This window comes from Bacillus sp. FJAT-49711, from assembly GCF_018343715.1.
In the GTDB taxonomy this organism is placed as follows: domain Bacteria; phylum Bacillota; class Bacilli; order Bacillales; family Bacillaceae_C; genus Lederbergia.
The window spans coordinates 505737-522601 of the sequence record NZ_JAGYPL010000003.1 but is presented as its reverse complement, the minus strand read 5'-3'; the positions used below and the strand labels follow the sequence as shown (position 1 = coordinate 522601).

18 protein-coding genes, 2 pseudogenes and 1 other annotated feature (1 of these 21 only partly in view) are annotated in these 16865 nt (G+C 36.1%); of the genes and pseudogenes, 14 read left to right on the top strand and 6 right to left on the bottom strand.

Translation table 11 applies throughout. The features are described from left to right. Window positions 1-3: 3 nt before the first annotated feature. Window positions 4-762 carry a phosphoribosylformimino-5-aminoimidazole carboxamide ribotide isomerase gene (gene hisA, locus KHA96_RS16610; RefSeq protein ID WP_213130423.1) on the top strand — a complete coding sequence of 253 codons (759 nt, stop codon included), beginning with the start codon at window positions 4-6 and terminating at the stop codon, window positions 760-762. 86 nt (window positions 763-848) lie between these two features. Here the strand turns inward: hisA and KHA96_RS16605 are convergent, their stop codons facing one another. Beyond that, the gene (locus KHA96_RS16605; protein ID WP_213130422.1) at window positions 849-1691 is read right to left on the bottom strand and encodes an aldo/keto reductase; all 843 of its coding nucleotides are present in this window, start codon (window positions 1689-1691) and stop codon (window positions 849-851) included. 150 nt (window positions 1692-1841) lie between these two features. Here KHA96_RS16605 and KHA96_RS16600 point away from each other — a divergent pair, with 150 nt between their 5' ends. Then, complete coding sequence (locus KHA96_RS16600) at window positions 1842-2972, top strand: AbrB family transcriptional regulator (protein WP_213130421.1); 1131 nt, start codon at window positions 1842-1844, stop codon at window positions 2970-2972. 14 nt (window positions 2973-2986) lie between these two features. Continuing rightward, window positions 2987-3559 carry a GrpB family protein gene (locus KHA96_RS16595; protein WP_249315661.1) on the top strand — a complete coding sequence of 191 codons (573 nt, stop codon included), beginning with the start codon at window positions 2987-2989 and terminating at the stop codon, window positions 3557-3559. Window positions 3560-3601: 42 nt separating this feature from the next. Here KHA96_RS16595 and hflX read toward each other — a convergent pair whose 3' ends face one another. The 3 genes and pseudogenes from hflX to KHA96_RS16580 all read right to left on the bottom strand — a co-directional run bounded on the left by hflX (window position 3602) and on the right by KHA96_RS16580 (window position 7004). Further along, window positions 3602-4855 (bottom strand): GTPase HflX, encoded by a 1254-nt coding sequence (gene hflX / locus KHA96_RS16590; protein WP_213130420.1) that lies wholly within the window; start codon window positions 4853-4855, stop codon window positions 3602-3604. Window positions 4856-5393: 538 nt separating this feature from the next. Continuing rightward, window positions 5394-6585, bottom strand: a pseudogene (locus KHA96_RS23565) (MFS transporter). Next, window positions 6582-7004, bottom strand: coding sequence for a MarR family winged helix-turn-helix transcriptional regulator (locus tag KHA96_RS16580; RefSeq protein WP_213130419.1), 423 nt, complete (start codon window positions 7002-7004; stop codon window positions 6582-6584). The pseudogene KHA96_RS23565 and the gene KHA96_RS16580 overlap by 4 nt, the downstream one beginning before the upstream one ends. Window positions 7005-7155: 151 nt before the next feature. Between KHA96_RS16580 and KHA96_RS16575 the strand changes: the two genes are divergently transcribed. From KHA96_RS16575 to KHA96_RS16550, 6 genes are all read left to right on the top strand, one after another. Further along, window positions 7156-7548: a VOC family protein gene (locus KHA96_RS16575; protein ID WP_349305781.1), complete on the top strand. Its 393-nt coding sequence runs from the start codon at window positions 7156-7158 to the stop codon at window positions 7546-7548. A 71-nt stretch (window positions 7549-7619) separates the two neighbouring features. Continuing rightward, window positions 7620-8147 (top strand): GrpB family protein, encoded by a 528-nt coding sequence (locus KHA96_RS16570; RefSeq protein WP_213130417.1) that lies wholly within the window; start codon window positions 7620-7622, stop codon window positions 8145-8147. 1 nt (window position 8148) lies between these two features. Continuing rightward, complete coding sequence (locus tag KHA96_RS16565; protein ID WP_213130416.1) at window positions 8149-9207, top strand: nucleotidyltransferase domain-containing protein; 1059 nt, start codon at window positions 8149-8151, stop codon at window positions 9205-9207. A gap of 53 nt (window positions 9208-9260) precedes the next feature. After that, complete coding sequence (locus tag KHA96_RS16560) at window positions 9261-9695, top strand: YhfM domain-containing protein (protein ID WP_213130415.1); 435 nt, start codon at window positions 9261-9263, stop codon at window positions 9693-9695. Between the two features lie 157 nt (window positions 9696-9852). Continuing rightward, window positions 9853-10521, top strand: a complete 669-nt coding sequence (gene rpiA / locus KHA96_RS16555) for a ribose-5-phosphate isomerase RpiA (protein ID WP_213130414.1) — start codon at window positions 9853-9855, stop codon at window positions 10519-10521. A 38-nt stretch (window positions 10522-10559) separates the two neighbouring features. Further along, window positions 10560-11006, top strand: a complete 447-nt coding sequence (locus KHA96_RS16550) for a GNAT family N-acetyltransferase (RefSeq protein WP_213130413.1) — start codon at window positions 10560-10562, stop codon at window positions 11004-11006. A 160-nt stretch (window positions 11007-11166) separates the two neighbouring features. Here KHA96_RS16550 and tnpA read toward each other — a convergent pair whose 3' ends face one another. Continuing rightward, a complete protein-coding gene (gene tnpA, locus KHA96_RS16545; protein WP_213130412.1) occupies window positions 11167-11568 on the bottom strand; it encodes an IS200/IS605 family transposase in 402 nt (133 codons plus the stop codon). A gap of 84 nt (window positions 11569-11652) precedes the next feature. Between tnpA and KHA96_RS16540 the strand changes: the two genes are divergently transcribed. From KHA96_RS16540 to KHA96_RS16525, 5 genes and pseudogenes are all read left to right on the top strand, one after another. Further along, complete coding sequence (locus tag KHA96_RS16540) at window positions 11653-12681, top strand: transposase (protein WP_249315660.1); 1029 nt, start codon at window positions 11653-11655, stop codon at window positions 12679-12681. Window positions 12682-12686: 5 nt separating this feature from the next. Further along, window positions 12687-12863 (top strand): transposase, encoded by a 177-nt coding sequence (locus KHA96_RS23110; protein ID WP_249315659.1) that lies wholly within the window; start codon window positions 12687-12689, stop codon window positions 12861-12863. Window positions 12864-13363: 500 nt separating this feature from the next. Further along, window positions 13364-14119 (top strand): annotated as a pseudogene (gene erm, locus KHA96_RS16535) (23S ribosomal RNA methyltransferase Erm); the annotation flags it as partial. A gap of 181 nt (window positions 14120-14300) precedes the next feature. Beyond that, window positions 14301-15611 (top strand): WD40/YVTN/BNR-like repeat-containing protein, encoded by a 1311-nt coding sequence (locus tag KHA96_RS16530; protein ID WP_213130410.1) that lies wholly within the window; start codon window positions 14301-14303, stop codon window positions 15609-15611. Window positions 15612-15613: 2 nt separating this feature from the next. Beyond that, window positions 15614-16015 (top strand): DUF6157 family protein, encoded by a 402-nt coding sequence (locus KHA96_RS16525; protein WP_213130409.1) that lies wholly within the window; start codon window positions 15614-15616, stop codon window positions 16013-16015. 54 nt (window positions 16016-16069) lie between these two features. Here the strand turns inward: KHA96_RS16525 and KHA96_RS16520 are convergent, their stop codons facing one another. Next, complete coding sequence (locus KHA96_RS16520) at window positions 16070-16657, bottom strand: Uma2 family endonuclease (protein WP_249315657.1); 588 nt, start codon at window positions 16655-16657, stop codon at window positions 16070-16072. Between the two features lie 197 nt (window positions 16658-16854). After that, window positions 16855-16865: a binding site (T-box leader), on the top strand; it runs 238 nt beyond the window's last position.

Below are 16865 nucleotides of genomic sequence, written 5' to 3'. Positions count from 1 at the left end.
AACTTGAAATTTAGACCATGTATAGACATACATCAAGGAAAAGTAAAACAAATTGTTGGAGACACACTGCAGTTGGATAATGAATTAGTGACTGAGAATTTTGTATCAGAATATGGCTCTGCCTTTTATGCTTCAATGTTTAAAAATGACGGTTTAAATGGTGGACATGTTATTATGCTTGGTGATGGCAACAAGGATTCAGCTTTACAAGCATTAAAAGAATATCCTAACGGTTTACAGATTGGAGGAGGAATTACATCAGACAATGCCAACTACTATCTGGAAAATGGTGCCTCGCATGTAATTGTTACTTCCTACATATTTGAAAACGGTGAACTTAATAAAGATCGATTATATAAAGTCGTTGATGCTGTTGGAAAGGATAAGTTGGTAATAGACCTGAGTTGTAAGAAAAAGAATGGAAAGTGGTTTGTAGTAACAAACAAATGGACCCAATATAGTAACTTAGAAATCAATCAATCAACAATTAGTGAATTAGAGCAGTATTGTGATGAATTTTTAATCCATGCAGTAGATGTAGAAGGAAAGCGTTCAGGAATACAAGAGGATTTAGTAGAGCAATTATCGGAATGGGTTTCAATTCCAACTACATATGCAGGTGGAGTAAGTTCAATAAAGGATTTAGAAACATTTTACCAAATTTCTAATGGCAAGTTAGATATTACAATTGGCAGCTCATTAGATATTTTTGGAGGAGATTTATCGTATAAAGAAGTGGTTGAGTTTTGTACCAGTAAATAATATCCGATTTTAGGGGTAAGAGAGAAGGTTTAAACTAAAAAAGTAAATCTAGAGTGCATCTTAAACAAGAGGCACTCTTTGCATTATTAGAATTCTTCATATTGAGCCGGATCTTGATTATTCATTCTTCCATCAGGCTGAGTTAGTTCTGCTATCATATTCATTTCATTTTCATCCAATGAAAAGTCAAAGATTGATATATTTTCAAGTTGACGTGAAGGGGACCCCGATTTAGGAATAGAGATCGCACCTAATTGATAGTGCCAACGTAAAACGATCTGTGAAACAGATTTGTTATGCTGTTCTGCTATTTTTTTGATCGTTTCATTTTCTTGGATGGCATTTGCACGTGCCAAAGGACTCCATGATTCTGTTGCTATATGATTTTCTGCATGCCATTTCCTTTGTTGTTCTTGGTTGAAAAATGGATGTAGCTCGATTTGATTAACACTTGGCAAAACACCGGTTTCCTTTTCCAAACGTTCGAGGTGCTCAGGTAAGAAATTGGAGACTCCAATTGAGCGAATAAGACCCCATTTTTGTGCATCAATTAAGGCTTGCCAAGCTTCTACATACTGATCTTGCTTCGGATTAGGCCAGTGAATGAGATATAAATCATAATAATCTAAGTTTGCGCGATACAGTGATTCTTGTATAGCTAAAACGGCTTTTTCATAAGAATGGTAGCGTCCTGGTAACTTGGATGTAATGATTAATTGATCTCTTGGAGTGGAGCTTCTTCGCACCGCCTCACCAACAGTTCCTTCGTTTTCATAGTTATAGGCAGAATCAATCAAACGATAGCCGATATCAATCGCATGTTTAATGGAGTTGGCCCCGGCATTTCCTCTCAAACTATATGTACCTAAGCCGATGACTGGTAAAGAAAAGCCATCATTGAGTGTAATCTCAGGAATGGAAATACTCACTATTATATCGCTCCTCTCAGTTTTAATAAAAGATTACCATATATAGGAATCTATTTCATAAACTTTGACTCATTTGCGAAAATTGCTTCCTTTGACAATGTTCTAAACAAAAACTTACAATAAGAAAAAACGAATTCGAAGGTTTTACTTATGAAAAATAAGATCAAACAAATTTTCATTACCTTTATTACCGCAATCATGGGCGGCGTCATTTTTAGTTTCCTCCATATTCCAGTCCCATGGCTTCTTGGACCAATGATTGCGGTGCTGATTGTTGCCAACATGGCAAAACACACTTTTGTTTGGCCAAGGTCGATTCGAAATTCTGGCATGATTATTGTTGGCTATACAATTGGATTATCAATGACAACACCAGCCTTGCATGAAATGGTATTACAATTGCCGTACATGTTTATGATGACTGTATTTCTGCTACTATTTTGCGCGGGAATTGCGTTTGTCGCCTCCAAGTTATCCGAAAGTGATTATAGAACGTTGCTGCTAGCTAGTATTCCTGGAGGGCTTTCGCAGATTATTATGTTGGCAGAGGAAACGAAGGGCATTAACCTAGCAATTGTGACCATTACTCAAGTGATCCGCTTAATGATCATTATAATAGTAATGCCCCTGCTCGTATTGCTTCCGATATTTGCCGATTCGGGAGCAGTTGCAAATTCAACATCCACTTCTGTAATCCCAACTTTATCTACTGCGAGCTGGAATCTATTATTTCCTAATATTATTATTTTTGCTGTCATATGTATCCTCTTTGCACTTCTTGGTGCGAAAATTAAATTTCCAACCGCCTATTTAATCGGCCCTGCTATTGGTACTGCAATCCTACAAGCTTATGGGTTACACGGACCTCAATTGCCTTCAACCGTAATTAACGCGGCGCAGTTAATGCTTGGTACTCATGTTGGATTAATGCTAACACCTAACCAGATTCCTAGAAAAATAAAAACATTTAGCCTTGCTATCGGGAGTGGGTTTATGCTTGTTTTTGGGGCAATTGGATTAAGCGTCTTGCTTACAAAACTCCAGCCAGTTTCTAATGCAACGGCACTATTAAGTTTGGCTCCTGGTGGAATGGATCAAATGGGAGTAATCGCACACGCCATTTATGCAGATTTATCTTTTGTATCTGGGTACCAGCTGTTTCGAACTTTTTTTATTTTCTTTGCAATCCCTCCCTTAATTAGGTTGATTTTTAATGTGGCGGATAAAAGGAATGCGAGGAAACAAAGTGAAATATATGTAAAGGCAGGTAATCGAAAGTAAAGGAGGTAACGCAAATGGTGAATCGTGCAATGAATGTTATTGTGATCGATTATAATGAAAGATGGCCAGATTTATATAAACGAGAAGCAAATGAAATACTAGAAGTTTTTAAAAATGAACTTGTGAACATTCATCATATTGGCAGTACAGCGGTACCTAATTTAAAAGCAAAGCCAATTATAGACATTATGCCAATCGTTAAAAATATTGATGTGGTTGACCAATTTAATGGAAAAATGATTGGGATTGGCTATGAACCACTTGGTGAATTTGGAATGAAGGGAAGAAGATATTTTCGAAAGGGAGGAGAAAACAGAACACATCAAGTACATATTTTTCAAGCTGATAACACAATAGAAATTGAACGTCATTTAGCAGTACGGGATTATTTAAGATCACATGGGAATGAAGCATTTGCATATGGAAAATTAAAGGCACAACTAGCTATACAGTTCCCCAAAGATATTGAAGGCTACAGTCTTGGTAAAGAGGAATTTGTAAAAGGACTCGAACAAAGGGCTCTGGCATGGTTTAAAAGTTGCGAGCTATCAAATTTATATGGAACTGATCCGAGCAAATCACCATAAAAAGCTGCCGAGAATTCTCAGCAGCTTTGTTTCGTAAGTGTATTATAAGACATTTTGTATATATTGATGATATTTTTCCGCATCTGCTTTTTTACATTCCACAATCAGCTTTGTTCCATCTTCCTCATAATCAGTCGCAATAATTTGACTGTGTTCATTAAAGTAAGATAAAACCGTGCCGTCTGTGTATGGAATGAGCATCTCGCATGAAATATAATCATTAAATATTTGCTTACTGATCAGTTGTATACATTCCTCCATACCCTTGCCAGTCTTAGCAGAAATATAAACACAATCCTCATGGGGTGGGAAAGGGCCATCAAGAAGTTCTGATTTATTATAAGCATAAATCATTGGAATATTTTCAACACCAATATCCTGTAAAACTTTATTTGTCAGCTCCTTTTGTTCTTCATGATGAGGATTGGAGTAATCAATGACATGAAGGAGCAAATCAGCTTCCGTTACCTCTTCAAGTGTTGAGCGAAATGCTTTTACGAGGTGGTGCGGGAGTTTTTTAATAAAGCCAACGGTGTCTGTTAATAAAAACTCCTTGCTATTTGTCAAAGTAATTTTTCTCACTGACGTTTCTAATGTAGCAAATAGCATATCCTTTTCAAAAACGTGTTTTTCCAAACCCGAATGATCTAGCAATACATTCATAAGTGTTGATTTGCCAGCGTTCGTATAACCAACTAAAGAAACGACTGGAATTTCATTTTTTTCACGTTGTTTCCTTTGGATTTTGCGTCTTGCCACCAATTGCTCCAGTTCCTTCGATAAGGAAGCAATCTTAATTTCAATTTTCCTACGATCTAATTCTAGTTTTGTTTCTCCGGCGCCTCTATTTTTTAATCCAGAGCCACCACCTTGTCTTCCTAATGATTCCCGACTTCCCACCAATCTCGGCAGCATATAGTTCAATCTAGCAATTTCAACTTGAAGCTGGGACTCTTTTGTTTTAGCCCGGCTTGCGAAAATTTCTAGAATGAGCATCGTGCGATCGATGACTTTACAATCCAACTTTCCTTCCAAATTCCGAATTTGTGAAGGGGAGAGCTCATCATCAAAAATTACGATATTCGCTTCTGTCTCTTCAATTAGTGCAAGCAATTCTTCAACTTTTCCGCTTCCAACATAGTAAGTCTTATCGAAGTGATGTAAATTTTGCGTAATTTCACCTAGCACTAGCACATCACAAGCTTGAGCTAAATTACATAATTCCTCCATGGAGTGTGCGAAACTTTCTGCGCTGCTATTTCGATTAACACCCACAACAATTGCTTTTCTTTCCATATGGAATCCCTCCGATTTTTTGAAAAATAAAAACACAGGTGATCTGCCTATGCATGGGTAAACGGAAAGGATGCTAAAAAAACATTTCAAAAAGAAATGACTGGCCACCATAGGGAATTATTAAATCATATTCCCAAAAAAATTAGACAACAAAAAAGGAGAGAATTGTCCCTCCCTGCATCTTTTATTAACATATAAAAATGAGGTTTCCTAAATGGGCAGACCAATCCCGTAAACCCTGCACAGACAGCAGAGCTTTGAACATATTCAATTATCTGTTCAAAGTTTGGAATCGAAGTCTAATAAATACCACTTGGAAACCCTCCGTTCATTTAAAGTTGAGTTCATCTTAACATGTGAGATAGGAAAGAGCAATGTGAGAAGTAAAAAAATTACATTTCGAAGGGAATGCCTTCTCACAATCATATACATGACAAGTAGTGAAAGGTACCTAAATAACCTTTTTCATTTTTATTTAGACTATCGTATATAAAATCCATATCCGAATATAAAAAAGGACTGCCCAGATATGGGCAGTCTAATCGTTCAATAGTAAATTTTGTGCTTTTTTTCCATAGGCAAAATAATACATTGGATAACAAAGCAGAATCACAATTACCATTGAAAAGAAGATAGTGCGATAGCCTGAAAATGGCTCAATGAATCCTAAAATATATGGCCCTAACCCAAGACCCAAATCATATAAAATGAAATAGGTGGAAGTGGCTAGTCCGAAACGATGCGGCTCTGTTACCTTTATGGCGATTGTTTGTGCAATTGAATTAAAGTTACCGTATCCTAAGCCAATGCATACACTTGCCAATAATAGCATCCATCCAGCTGTGGCTTCGCTAAACAAAAGCATTCCAACAGCAAATATAGCAAAACATGGGTACACAATGATATTCGCTCCACGTGTATCCATTAACTTTCCCGTGATCGGTCGAGAGAAAATGATGACGATGGCATAGACTAAGAAGAAATAGCTTGCTGCTGTTACGAGATGAATTTCTTCTGCATAAAACGATAAGAATGACATGACTCCAGAATAGCTAAAGCCAATGACAAGCGCCACTAGTGAAATTGGTGCCGCTTTTGGTTCGATAAATCTTGAAAGAATCGGACCTTTTTCGATGCTCTTATTTACTTTTAAAGGCTCAGCAATTTTAATTTTTACTAGAGCTAAAAAGATCATACTTCCTATAGAAAAAATGACGTTAATCATGTACATAATGGAAAAGCCGTTATCTAATTTCATAAGTAAAATACCGAAAAAATGGCCCGATTGCCGTTGCTAAAATCGTACTAAGGCTATAGTATCCAATCCCTTCGCCTTTGCGATCGCCAGGTAAAATTTGTGCAATGATTGTACCTGCTGCCGTTCCCATAAGGCCGAAAGCAATGCCATGAAATAAGCGATTAAGAAGTAATGTAGTTGTATTAAATATTCCAAAGTAACAAACGGAGGCGACTGTAAGGAGTATCAAACCACACCAAAAAACCTTTTTTGTCCCAATATCACTAATATATCGGCCTGCAAAAAGTCGTCCAAGAAGCGAACCGATAATGAAAATGCTCGATACTAGACCCGCTGTACTCGTCGATACATGAAACTCATTTTTAGCATAGGTGGCGATCGTTACCATTAGCAGGTAGAACATTAATGTGGCTAAAAAGTTGATCGTTGAAACAGCGATAAATTCTTTTGTCCATAATTTTTCTGAATTCAAAGTAATCCTCTTTTCTTTACGTTGCGTGTTAGTTGTTCTAAAACTTCGTTTACAACTTTAATCTGTTGTTCAGATACTCCTTCCAATAATTTCGATTGATACAAATCAACCGAAGCTTTACATTCTCTATATTTCGTTTGTCCTGCTTTCGTTATATGCATGACCTTTTGCCGTTTATCTTTCCCAGGGAGAACTTCAATAAGACGAAGGTCTATTAGTTTTTGGCCTACTGGTGTAACAGAAGGTTTTTCTACTTGCCAATACTCGGCGATCTCTGAAAAAGTAGTGGGTCCATCTTCTTGTAAATAACGAAGCAAGCCCCATTGCAATTCCGTCAGCTCATGCGGCTCAAGCACTTTTAATATCTGCTGTGTATAAGGCTTATACAATAATTTGATTTTGGAAAAAACAGAGTACAAGGAAATCCTCCTCAGAAATTGGTTAGTTAACCTAACTAATTTTATAGTATGTAAGTCTAATTGTAAATGGAAAAATTTTTAAAGGAATAAAGCGACATTTGTAGAATTTACATTTTGTAATAGAAAAATGCTGATAAGGGCGTGTATACAAGTGAGTTTAGGAAAAATAAACGGTTCATCCATTGTGTTTTTAGTAAAGGATATAAAAAGGTCTTCTGACTTTTATAGAAATTTGGGATTTGATTATGAAGAAATTGGAATTGGAGAAATCAAACATATTCACGTAACAAGAGATCAACTAACTTTCATTTTACACGAAGCAAGTAATCCAGAAGATGTTCGTCCTTTTTCATCTTTTAATGGAGGACCACAATGGGATGCCTTTGCTTATTCGGATGAGGTAGACGTATTGTTTGAAGAATTTAAAACAAAAGGCGCTGAAATAGCATATGGTTTAAATCAAGACCCTTATTGGAATGAATTTGCGATAAGAGATGTAGATGGATATATTGTTGCATTTGGCGGTGGAGTGAGTAAGCAATAAATAAATGAGTTTTGAAATGGTATTTCTACATATATACAGAAATGCCTTTTTCATAGGAGAGAATCGATTTTATGAGAAAAACCACGATACTGCCTTGGACAGAAGAATGGGAAAGTTTATATTTACATGAGGAACAAATATTAAAAGAAATATTTAATGATAAAATAGTTGATATCTTTCATATCGGTAGTACGTCGATACGAGAAATAGGATTTGCCAAACCAATTATAGATATTTTAATCGTTGTTAAGGATATTGAAATAACGGATTCATTTAATGCGAAATTACGGGAAATAGGCTATGAGCCTAAAGGTGAGAATGGCATAGCAGGTAGGAGATACTTTCCGAAGGGGAAAGAACATAGAACTCATCACATACATATTTATCAAGTTGGTCATGTAAATATAAAAACCCATTTAGATTTTAAAGATTATTTAATCGCACATCCTGAGGATGCAGCAAGCTATGGGGATTTAAAAGTGAGATTAGCAAACCAGTTTCCTGAAAATCATTACAAGTATCAAGAGGAAAAACAAGTATTTGTTGACGAATTGGTCAAAAAGGCCAGTGAATGGTCTATAAAGAGGAAGGAGGGTTAGAATGGAAAAACACCATAGTGAACTGCTTGAGTCAATAATAGATGTTATTAATACAAAATATTCAAATGATGTTAGCATTTTGTTTATTTATGGATCAGTCGTTAATGGTACTGCAAATGAAAATTCTGATTTAGATATGATTTTTGTTCCAAGCACTGAGCGTGGATGGAATCTTGCAACAACATTTATTCTTAATGGCAGCGGTAATGATCTTTGGGGTGTAAACTGGGAACGTCTTGAAAGTTTTGCAAATTTCGAGGATATGAGAGTGTCTATACTCGCAAATTCCCGCCTTGTTTACTATGCTTCCGAAGAAGACGGGGAGCGCTATGATAAATTAAAAAGACAAATCGAAAAGATTCAAAAAGGACCTATCACTCCCGAACTTATTGAAAAGGCTAATCAACATCTTATAGCTGCTAAGCGAAATTATGCTGAACTATGTCTTGGTAATCTAACAGCGGCCGGGGAAATACTTTTTGAAATAAGTGATACACTTTGTCTTTTGAACCATACATTTCTTCACTTTGGTGCAAAGCAAATGCTTAAAGAACTTTCTAAGTTACAGCGATTACCTGAAGGATTTAATGAAATCTTCCAAAAGGTGGTTACAGTAAAGGATAACGAACATATTCAAAAAGCTTGTTTCGATTTAATAAATTGTGTTGAAGTATTTTTCAAAACAATTAAAAATGAGATGATACCACTTGTACCTATCTCTCATTTTAAGGGGCTTTACGAGGAGCTATCATCTCATTGGAATAAAATCCGCTATTCTTGTGAAAAAGGAGATACTTTAAGTGCTTTTTTAGCGGCATCAAATCTTCAAGCTGAGCTCGATCATGTTCAGGAACAAACTGGAATTCATAATCCTAATTTGAAGTTTATTGATCATTACGATCCAGATAATCTCTCTAGCTTGGCACGCGCAGCGAACAAAGCAGAAGAAACATTTGTAAGGATTTTGAAAGAAAGTAATGTTCCAATTGTCAGCTTTAATAATATTGAAGACTTTAAGGATATGCTGATGAATATAGGGAATGAGTCTAGTTCATCCTGATAGAATAAGAGTCAATGTTTTTATCATCTAGTTGCTACACAAGGAGGAGCATCTTGAAAAAAGTACTTTTTTCAATAGCATTTATTTTATGCCCATTACTATTAGTGGGTTGTTCTGCGGAAACAATGGTTCTTTTAGACGAAGAATTATCAGAAGTAAATATTTCAAAATCTAAAGGGTTTGGAGAAATGAATGAGGATGTCTTTTTAACCTTTAACGATAAAAAATCCTTAGAAACTTTTGAAAAAGCAATTACAACTGCGGTAAAAAAGACAGGGAAGTTAGACGTGTCAAATCCTGAGTTCGATATAATGGTTAAATATACGTCTGAAAAAGGAGCATTGCCAACTCATGCCCTGCATCTATGGTTAGGAATGGAAAATGAAAAGAGTATCTTTACATATATGATGGATGAATCGTCATACTATACTTCCCCTGAAATGACGAATAAATTAAGAAAATTAATCCTGTCTGATGAAAATAGTTAAAGCGAACAAACGACGAAAATTTGATTGGAAATATTTGTTTCCGAATCCGATTTCATATGTGGACGATAAGGTTAAATAAAGTTGAGTAAAAGTATTGGCGGATGCCTTTCTTTTTTAATAAATGGGTTAAGGACGAATGTATTGGAGAGATGTTAACATGAATGCCAAAAAACTTGCTGGCGAAAAGGCTGTTGACTATATACAAAATGGCATGATAGTTGGTCTCGGAACTGGTTCAACTGTTCATTGGTCCATATTAAAACTAGGTGAACTTGTAAAGCAAGGACTCATTATAAAAGGAGTTCCTACTTCCAAACAAACAGAACAGCTAGCCAATGAATTAGGAATTCCATTAGTGGATCTGTCCTCAATCGAGCAGATAGATATTACAATAGATGGGGCTGATGAAGCTAATCCGGCATTTGAGCTTATAAAAGGTGGCGGAGGAGCTTTATTACGAGAAAAAATGATCGCATCTATTTCAAAACGTTTGGTAGTAGTGATGGATGAGACGAAAAATGTGGCGAATTTGGGGGAATTTCCATTACCTGTTGAGATTACACAATTTGGTTGGGAAATGACAAGAAGACAGATTAGTGCCTTGGGTTGCGAGCCAACATTACGACTTAAAGACAATCTTCCGTTTATTACGGATAACGGAAACTATATATTAGATTGTGATTTTGGGAATATTCACGATGCTAAGAACCTAAACCACGCATTAAATATGATTCCCGGCGTGGTGGAGAATGGCCTTTTTGTGAATTTAGCCGACACGATGGTCATCGGAAAAAGGGATGGACATGTCAATATCTTGTTTAAATAATAGAAGCTTCTTGTTTTCTAGCTGCGAGGAGGTAAGGGATGAAGGGATATGAAGTCAAACGAATAAAAAACTTAATGGATGAAAATATACAGCTTTTGGTTGATGAAAGCCAAAAGGAGGGTTTTCGTTTCCTTCAAAAATTAGTGAATAATTATAAAGAAGGATCCAATACTTTCACCATGCCTGGAGAAGCTTTATATGCTGTATATGATCAGGATGGTGTGATGATTGCTGTTGGGGGAATTAACATCAATCCTTTTTCCGACGATACACATATTGGTCGAGTAAGAAGATTTTATGTAGCCAGAGATTATCGGAGAAAAGGTATAGGGACGCTCCTATTAGAAACGTTAATTTCAGAAGCAAAAAATCATTTTCAAATAATGGTGTTAAACAGTACACCACAAGCTGATGCATTTTACACTTCATTTGGGTTTATAAAAAGCGATAAATACCAGAAATCAACTTATTACCTCCCGCTTTAGTCTTACTCAGAAAAAGAAATTTTGATCGGAGGGTTTTTGAAAAAATGGGTATTGTATTGAATAGATTGCGTTTTTTAACTTTATGCAGCTAATTGAACAAAGATTAGCGCTGTATTCCCCTTCAAAATCTTTGATTTAGTGGGGGTTAGGCGCTAAGGTCTTAATCTCCCTGATTTTCGATATATTTTTTAACCACTTCGACTGTTGCCCCACCAGTAGTTAAAATCATATAACTACGGCTCCAAAAATATGGTTTCCAATAATACTTTGAGAGTTCCTCCTGGAACTCTTTTCGTATATATCTCGAAGTTACTGTTTTATAGTTGTTTATTGTGTTTGCTAAATTTATTTGTGGTGGTGCGTCAAATAGTATGTGGATATGATCGTCCTCTCCATTCATTTCAATAAGCGTGAAATTCCATCTTTCAAACAAATTTTTAGTTATTTCAATTAATCTATCCATGATTTCATCAGAAATACATTTATGTCTATATTTTGTAACTACAACTAAATGATAAGTCAATTTATAATAAGCATGTCTATTCCTACTGTAATCTGCCATAATTCTCTCCTATCTTTATTTACAACTAAATCATCATATAGTATAATATATGATAGAACGTATGTTTTGTAAAGGGGAATTGGTATGAAGGTAGCTAAAGCTTTGAGACACAAGATCATAAACTATTCAGGCATCTTCGATGCGACATTACAAATTTATAATCAAGCATTGACTTACCTTATCGAAGTGATTGATAAAGAAATGGATGACTTAGAATGTTTTTCTTCAAACTCAATCGTTGCACCTATCGAAAAGTTAATTCATACAACTAAAACAAACCCTTCTCCTAAATACAAGGAATTTAACCGGAATTATTATAAGTTCCCTTCTTACTTTAGACGAAGTGCGATTGCTGCTGCCTTTGGTAAAGTTAAAAGTTATCGTTCTAACTATCAGAATTGGGATAGTAAAAGGAAAATGGCGCTTTCTGAAGGTAAAAAGTTTAAAAAGAATCCCCCTAAACTTCAACTTATACATAAGGAGCTTCCTGTTTTTTATAAGGGAAATATGTTCGTAAGAACATCCGATACTACTGCTCAAATCAAGATATTCCATAACAAAGATTGGGTATGGAAGGAAATTGAGTTTAAGGGGCAAGACCTATATAAACGTAATGTTTGGGATTGGAAAGAACACAACCCGAAGCTTGTTAAGGCTGGAAAAAAGTATTTTTTAAACATTAGTTATACAAACAAAGTGAAGTTAAGCAAAACGGAGATAAATACTCAAAAAGTATGTGCTGTGGACCTGGGGATCTCAAACTCTGCGGTTTGTTCTGTTATGGATGCAAAAGGCACTGTCTTGGCTCGTACGTTTATAAACCAGACCAAAGAAAAAGACCGATTGTATCGATTAACAAATAAACTACGAAAAGTTCCGCGTGCTTCTGGTTGGGTTGCGGCACCAAACTATTGGCGACAATTAAACGGACTACAAAAACATATTGTAAACCACACATCTCATAAGTTCGTGAAGTTTGCGAAAGAACACCAATGTGATGTGATTGTGTTCGAATATCTCAATAAAATGAAAGTACCAAAGGTTTTTTGGGGTCAAAGAAACTTCGTTTCAAACTACGTTATTGGCGAAAAACAGCCATTCAAAATAAGGTAGAAGAAATGGCTCACTATATAGGGATACGAATGACTAGAGTAAATCCACGCAATACCAGTGCTTTAGCGTATGATGGTTCTGGTAAAGTAAAGAGAAATGATAAAAAAGACCTTTCAACATTTACAACTGGAAAGGTGTATCATGCTGATCTATCAGCTAGTTATAACATTGCAGCTCGATAATTTTATTCGAGCTTACCAAAAATCCATGTCTGAAAAGTCATGGTTGTCTCTGCAGGCGAAAGTTCCTGTGTTGGCAAAAAGAACATGTCAAACCTTGTCTTCATTCATTAGTCTTATTCAGGCGCTAGAGGCACCTAAGGTGTTTTAATTGCTTGGTTTGTACTGTATTTAAGATAAGGGATGCTCCATCAAAATCTTCGATTTAGTTGAAGAGGTTCACTAGCGCCTAAAGTCTCTGCCTGTAAGCAGAGTAAAACGGGATCCGTCTGCCCTTTTTTAATAATCTTCATTAAAAAACTTATTAAATATGTATTTATGAAGAGAGGTGGATTATTCTGCCTTTCTTTTTTGTGGAAACTTTTATCTAAACCCTTAATTGGTGTGGGTTATTTGGGATATGGTTCTAGCTTCGACTTTTATGTATAAAAGGTGAGGCTTCTTTCCTTTACTCTCTATCGCAGGCAGAAGACTGTGATTTTTTATATTGGAGGGAAAATCATATGTCCAAAAGAACACATAAGTATAGTAATAAAAAATTAAGTCGAGGAGAGCCACCTAATTTTTCGGGACAGCATTTGATACACAATAAATGGTTGCTTCATGAAATCGTGGATCGAGCGAAATTATGCAAAGAGGATACAGTTTTAGAACTAGGAGCGGGAAAAGGTGCTTTGACAACAGTCCTCAACGAACGAGCAGGCAAGGTATTGGCTGTAGAATATGATTCTAAATTTGTAGAAATTCTTAAAAGGAAAACCGCGCAAAGTCAAAACACAAAAATCATTCATCAAGACATCGTGAGAATCCATTTGCCGAGAGAAGAATTTGTCGTTGTATCAAATATTCCTTTCTCGATTACGACACGCATAATGAAGATGCTTCTAAATAATCCATCGACAGGGTTGCAAAGAGGGGTGATTGTCATGGAAAAAGGTGCAGCCAAACGATTCACAGCAAAATTCGTGAAAAATTATTATGTTTTAGCGTGGAGAATGTGGTTTGATTTTTACTTTGTCAAAGAAATTTCAAGAGACCAATTTTCACCTCCGCCAAGGGTCAATTCCGCCATCCTTGTCATTAAGAGAAAGGTCGAGCCGATTGTTCCATACAAATATTCCGCAACCTTTCTAGGACTCGCAGAATATGCCCTTAAAAAGCCGGATGAATCTATCGATATCGCCTTAAGGGGTATCTTTACTTCTCCGCAAATGAAGAACTTAAAAAGAAGCTTGTCCATTCAACAAGAAACCCCAATCCACTTATGTGAAACAACATCTCTGGCCAAGACTAAAAAAGAAAAAACAACATTAATATAAGGGATAAGAGCATGTCGGCAGCATGCTCTTATTTTATGAGTGGGGATTTGCAAAAAATAAATTGCGGAAGAAAAGGATATTCGATAATGTTAGAGTTATAAGAAAAAGAGGTTGAAAATATATGAAACTTACACAAAAGCGCTTAGGTATCATCATCGTCCTTTTCCTAATAGTAGTAGTTAGTTTTATGCTTTTTTACCCTAAAAATGAAGAAAAGCCTATCGAAAGTTTGCCGATAAATGAATTTGGCGAGAATGAAGTTAATCAGAAATTACCGCTGACCTTGGAAGTTGGCGAAGATGACAAAAAGCCCGAAACCATTGCCTATCGCTTATGGTTTGATTTAATCCAATCCTTTAAAGATGAAGGATTGATTGAGAATGCATATTTTAAAAGGTTTCATTTCTTAGAAGGAGACGAAAACGATTTTGTCGTTGCCGTCGTCTATCAAGTTGAACCGAGAGAAAATACGCATACTAGTTTTGGTGAAGTAAATGAAGAGGGACTTGTTGATAATATTGTCTGGAAATTGAGGATACGGAAGGACTCAAGACTAATATACACGTTAGAAAGCTTTGAGAAATCTACCGATACATTGATTGGCCTTCCTCCTGTTCAAGATGAGGAAAGTTATCAAAAGGAAGCAGGAATAGAACCACACGAAGATTTCCGTTACGAAATCGCAAATGAGATGTTAAAAATAACATACGATAATGGAAAAGGTTGGGTGGAAGTACCAGCCACGATGGAAGAATTATTCGGGGGAGATTATAGCGGCTCCAAAGAGGATTTAATAGACGGAAGTTATATTATCAATCCACAAAAAACAGCTTTTGTACTAGTTTCAGGTGAAGAAATGTATCTGTTAATGACTATGGATCAAGGTAAAACTTGGAATAAGGTATTAATAAAAGATCAATTACCGTCGGTTCGCCAAAGATTCATTGGTTTTACCTCAGAAAAGGATGGTTATCTTATTTTTACATGTGATCGAACGATGTCTTTCGAGGCCAATTTTGTTATGAAAACACATGATGGCGGGAAAACATGGGAAATGGCCGGATTAGTGGAAGAGACACAACGATTAGTTACAAGTGGCGGCTTTATAAATGACATGCTTGGCTTTATATCATTCGGCACAGTTAATGTAATGGATGAACCACCTAGACCATCTCTTTATCGCACGGACGATGGAGGAGGTAATTGGGAAGAAGTTGAAGTCCCAATCCCTGATGAATATAAAGAAATTTTTACAATAGCGGAAATACCTGTTTTTAAAGATGGCCACGGAACATTAATAGTAAATCAAGGTCCAAATGGAGATTATCTAGGGGGTAAGGTTTTAGCGAAATACACATCAGAAGATGAAGGAAAGACTTGGGTTTTTTCTAGTTTGATCGATCCAAATAATGTATTAGGGGAGGAAAGGTGAAAATGACTTATAAGAACACGTTAATTACAATTTCAGAAGATTCAAAGGTTACATTTGCAAAGGTACCTGTCGCTAAGAATGATAAACCTACGATTGCATCTATTGAGTATGATTTGATTAGTAATAGTCCTTATGAGTATACTCAATCTGATGTACAGTTTAAAACGTACCTGGCTAGGAACCAAATTGAGGAAGTTAATGTAGACGAGCTGCGTGAGCAATTTTTTTCAAAACCAAAGGCTTGCTTCAGAGCTTCTCCTTTAGTAAAAAATTATGGATGGGGAATCCATTATGATGATGAAGGAAAAGTGGCTATTTATGATGTCGAAAGCGAAGCCTATCAAATATTGTTTGATCGAGATGATATTGCGAAAGTAAAAGGAATGCGTTCGAAGAGGATATAAACGATGAAAGCTCCCTAACGATGGGAGCTTATTTGATGACTTTACTATTCAAGGTTATCCAGGCAAATCCGCCGCAGCATCCACAATTTCCGCCATTGTGAAAGAAGCGCATGGTATTTGTTCAGATTGAATGGTATCTTCTCTTCCGAAAACATTGGAAAGTTCATAGTTGTTATGGACTAACATATATTGTTCCAAGGCTTCATTCGAGGGATCGATAATCCAATATTCTTGAATCTGAAACCTAGCATAAGCTTTAAGTTTGTCGAATCGATCTCTTTTGATTGAATGTGGCGACAAAATCTCAGCAACTAAATTAGGAGTTCCCTCGATTCCCCTCTTTGTAATGATATCCGTATTATTACGATGAATCACGACCAAATCGGGTTGACGTGTTTCTGTTTTAGATAAAATTAAATCGATAGGTGATGCAAGAATAATGTATTCCTGCTGGCAACTATTCATTAACATTGTCAACATCTTTGTGCTTATAACCTGATGCTTAGGAGTTGGTGCAGGAGTCATCAACTCCAGTATTCCATTTGCCAATTCATACCTTTTCCCATCATCTGGAAGCTGTGCATAATCATCGTAAGTGATTGGAGCTTCTTTTAGGATAGATTTTTCATCACGAGATTTCATACGTACGCCCCTTCTCATCATTTAGGTCCATTATATCCTATATCCTTAATTGGTGAGGATTTTAAATAAATTGGTGAAATTTGCGTGGGAAAAATAAAAAGGTTGTCATTTTATTCAACTGCATGAACCCTCAACAAATTTCCTTCATAAGCCCTTGTTATTCATTAATCCATAGGTTAAAATACAACGTAATATAATCGTGAGCGAT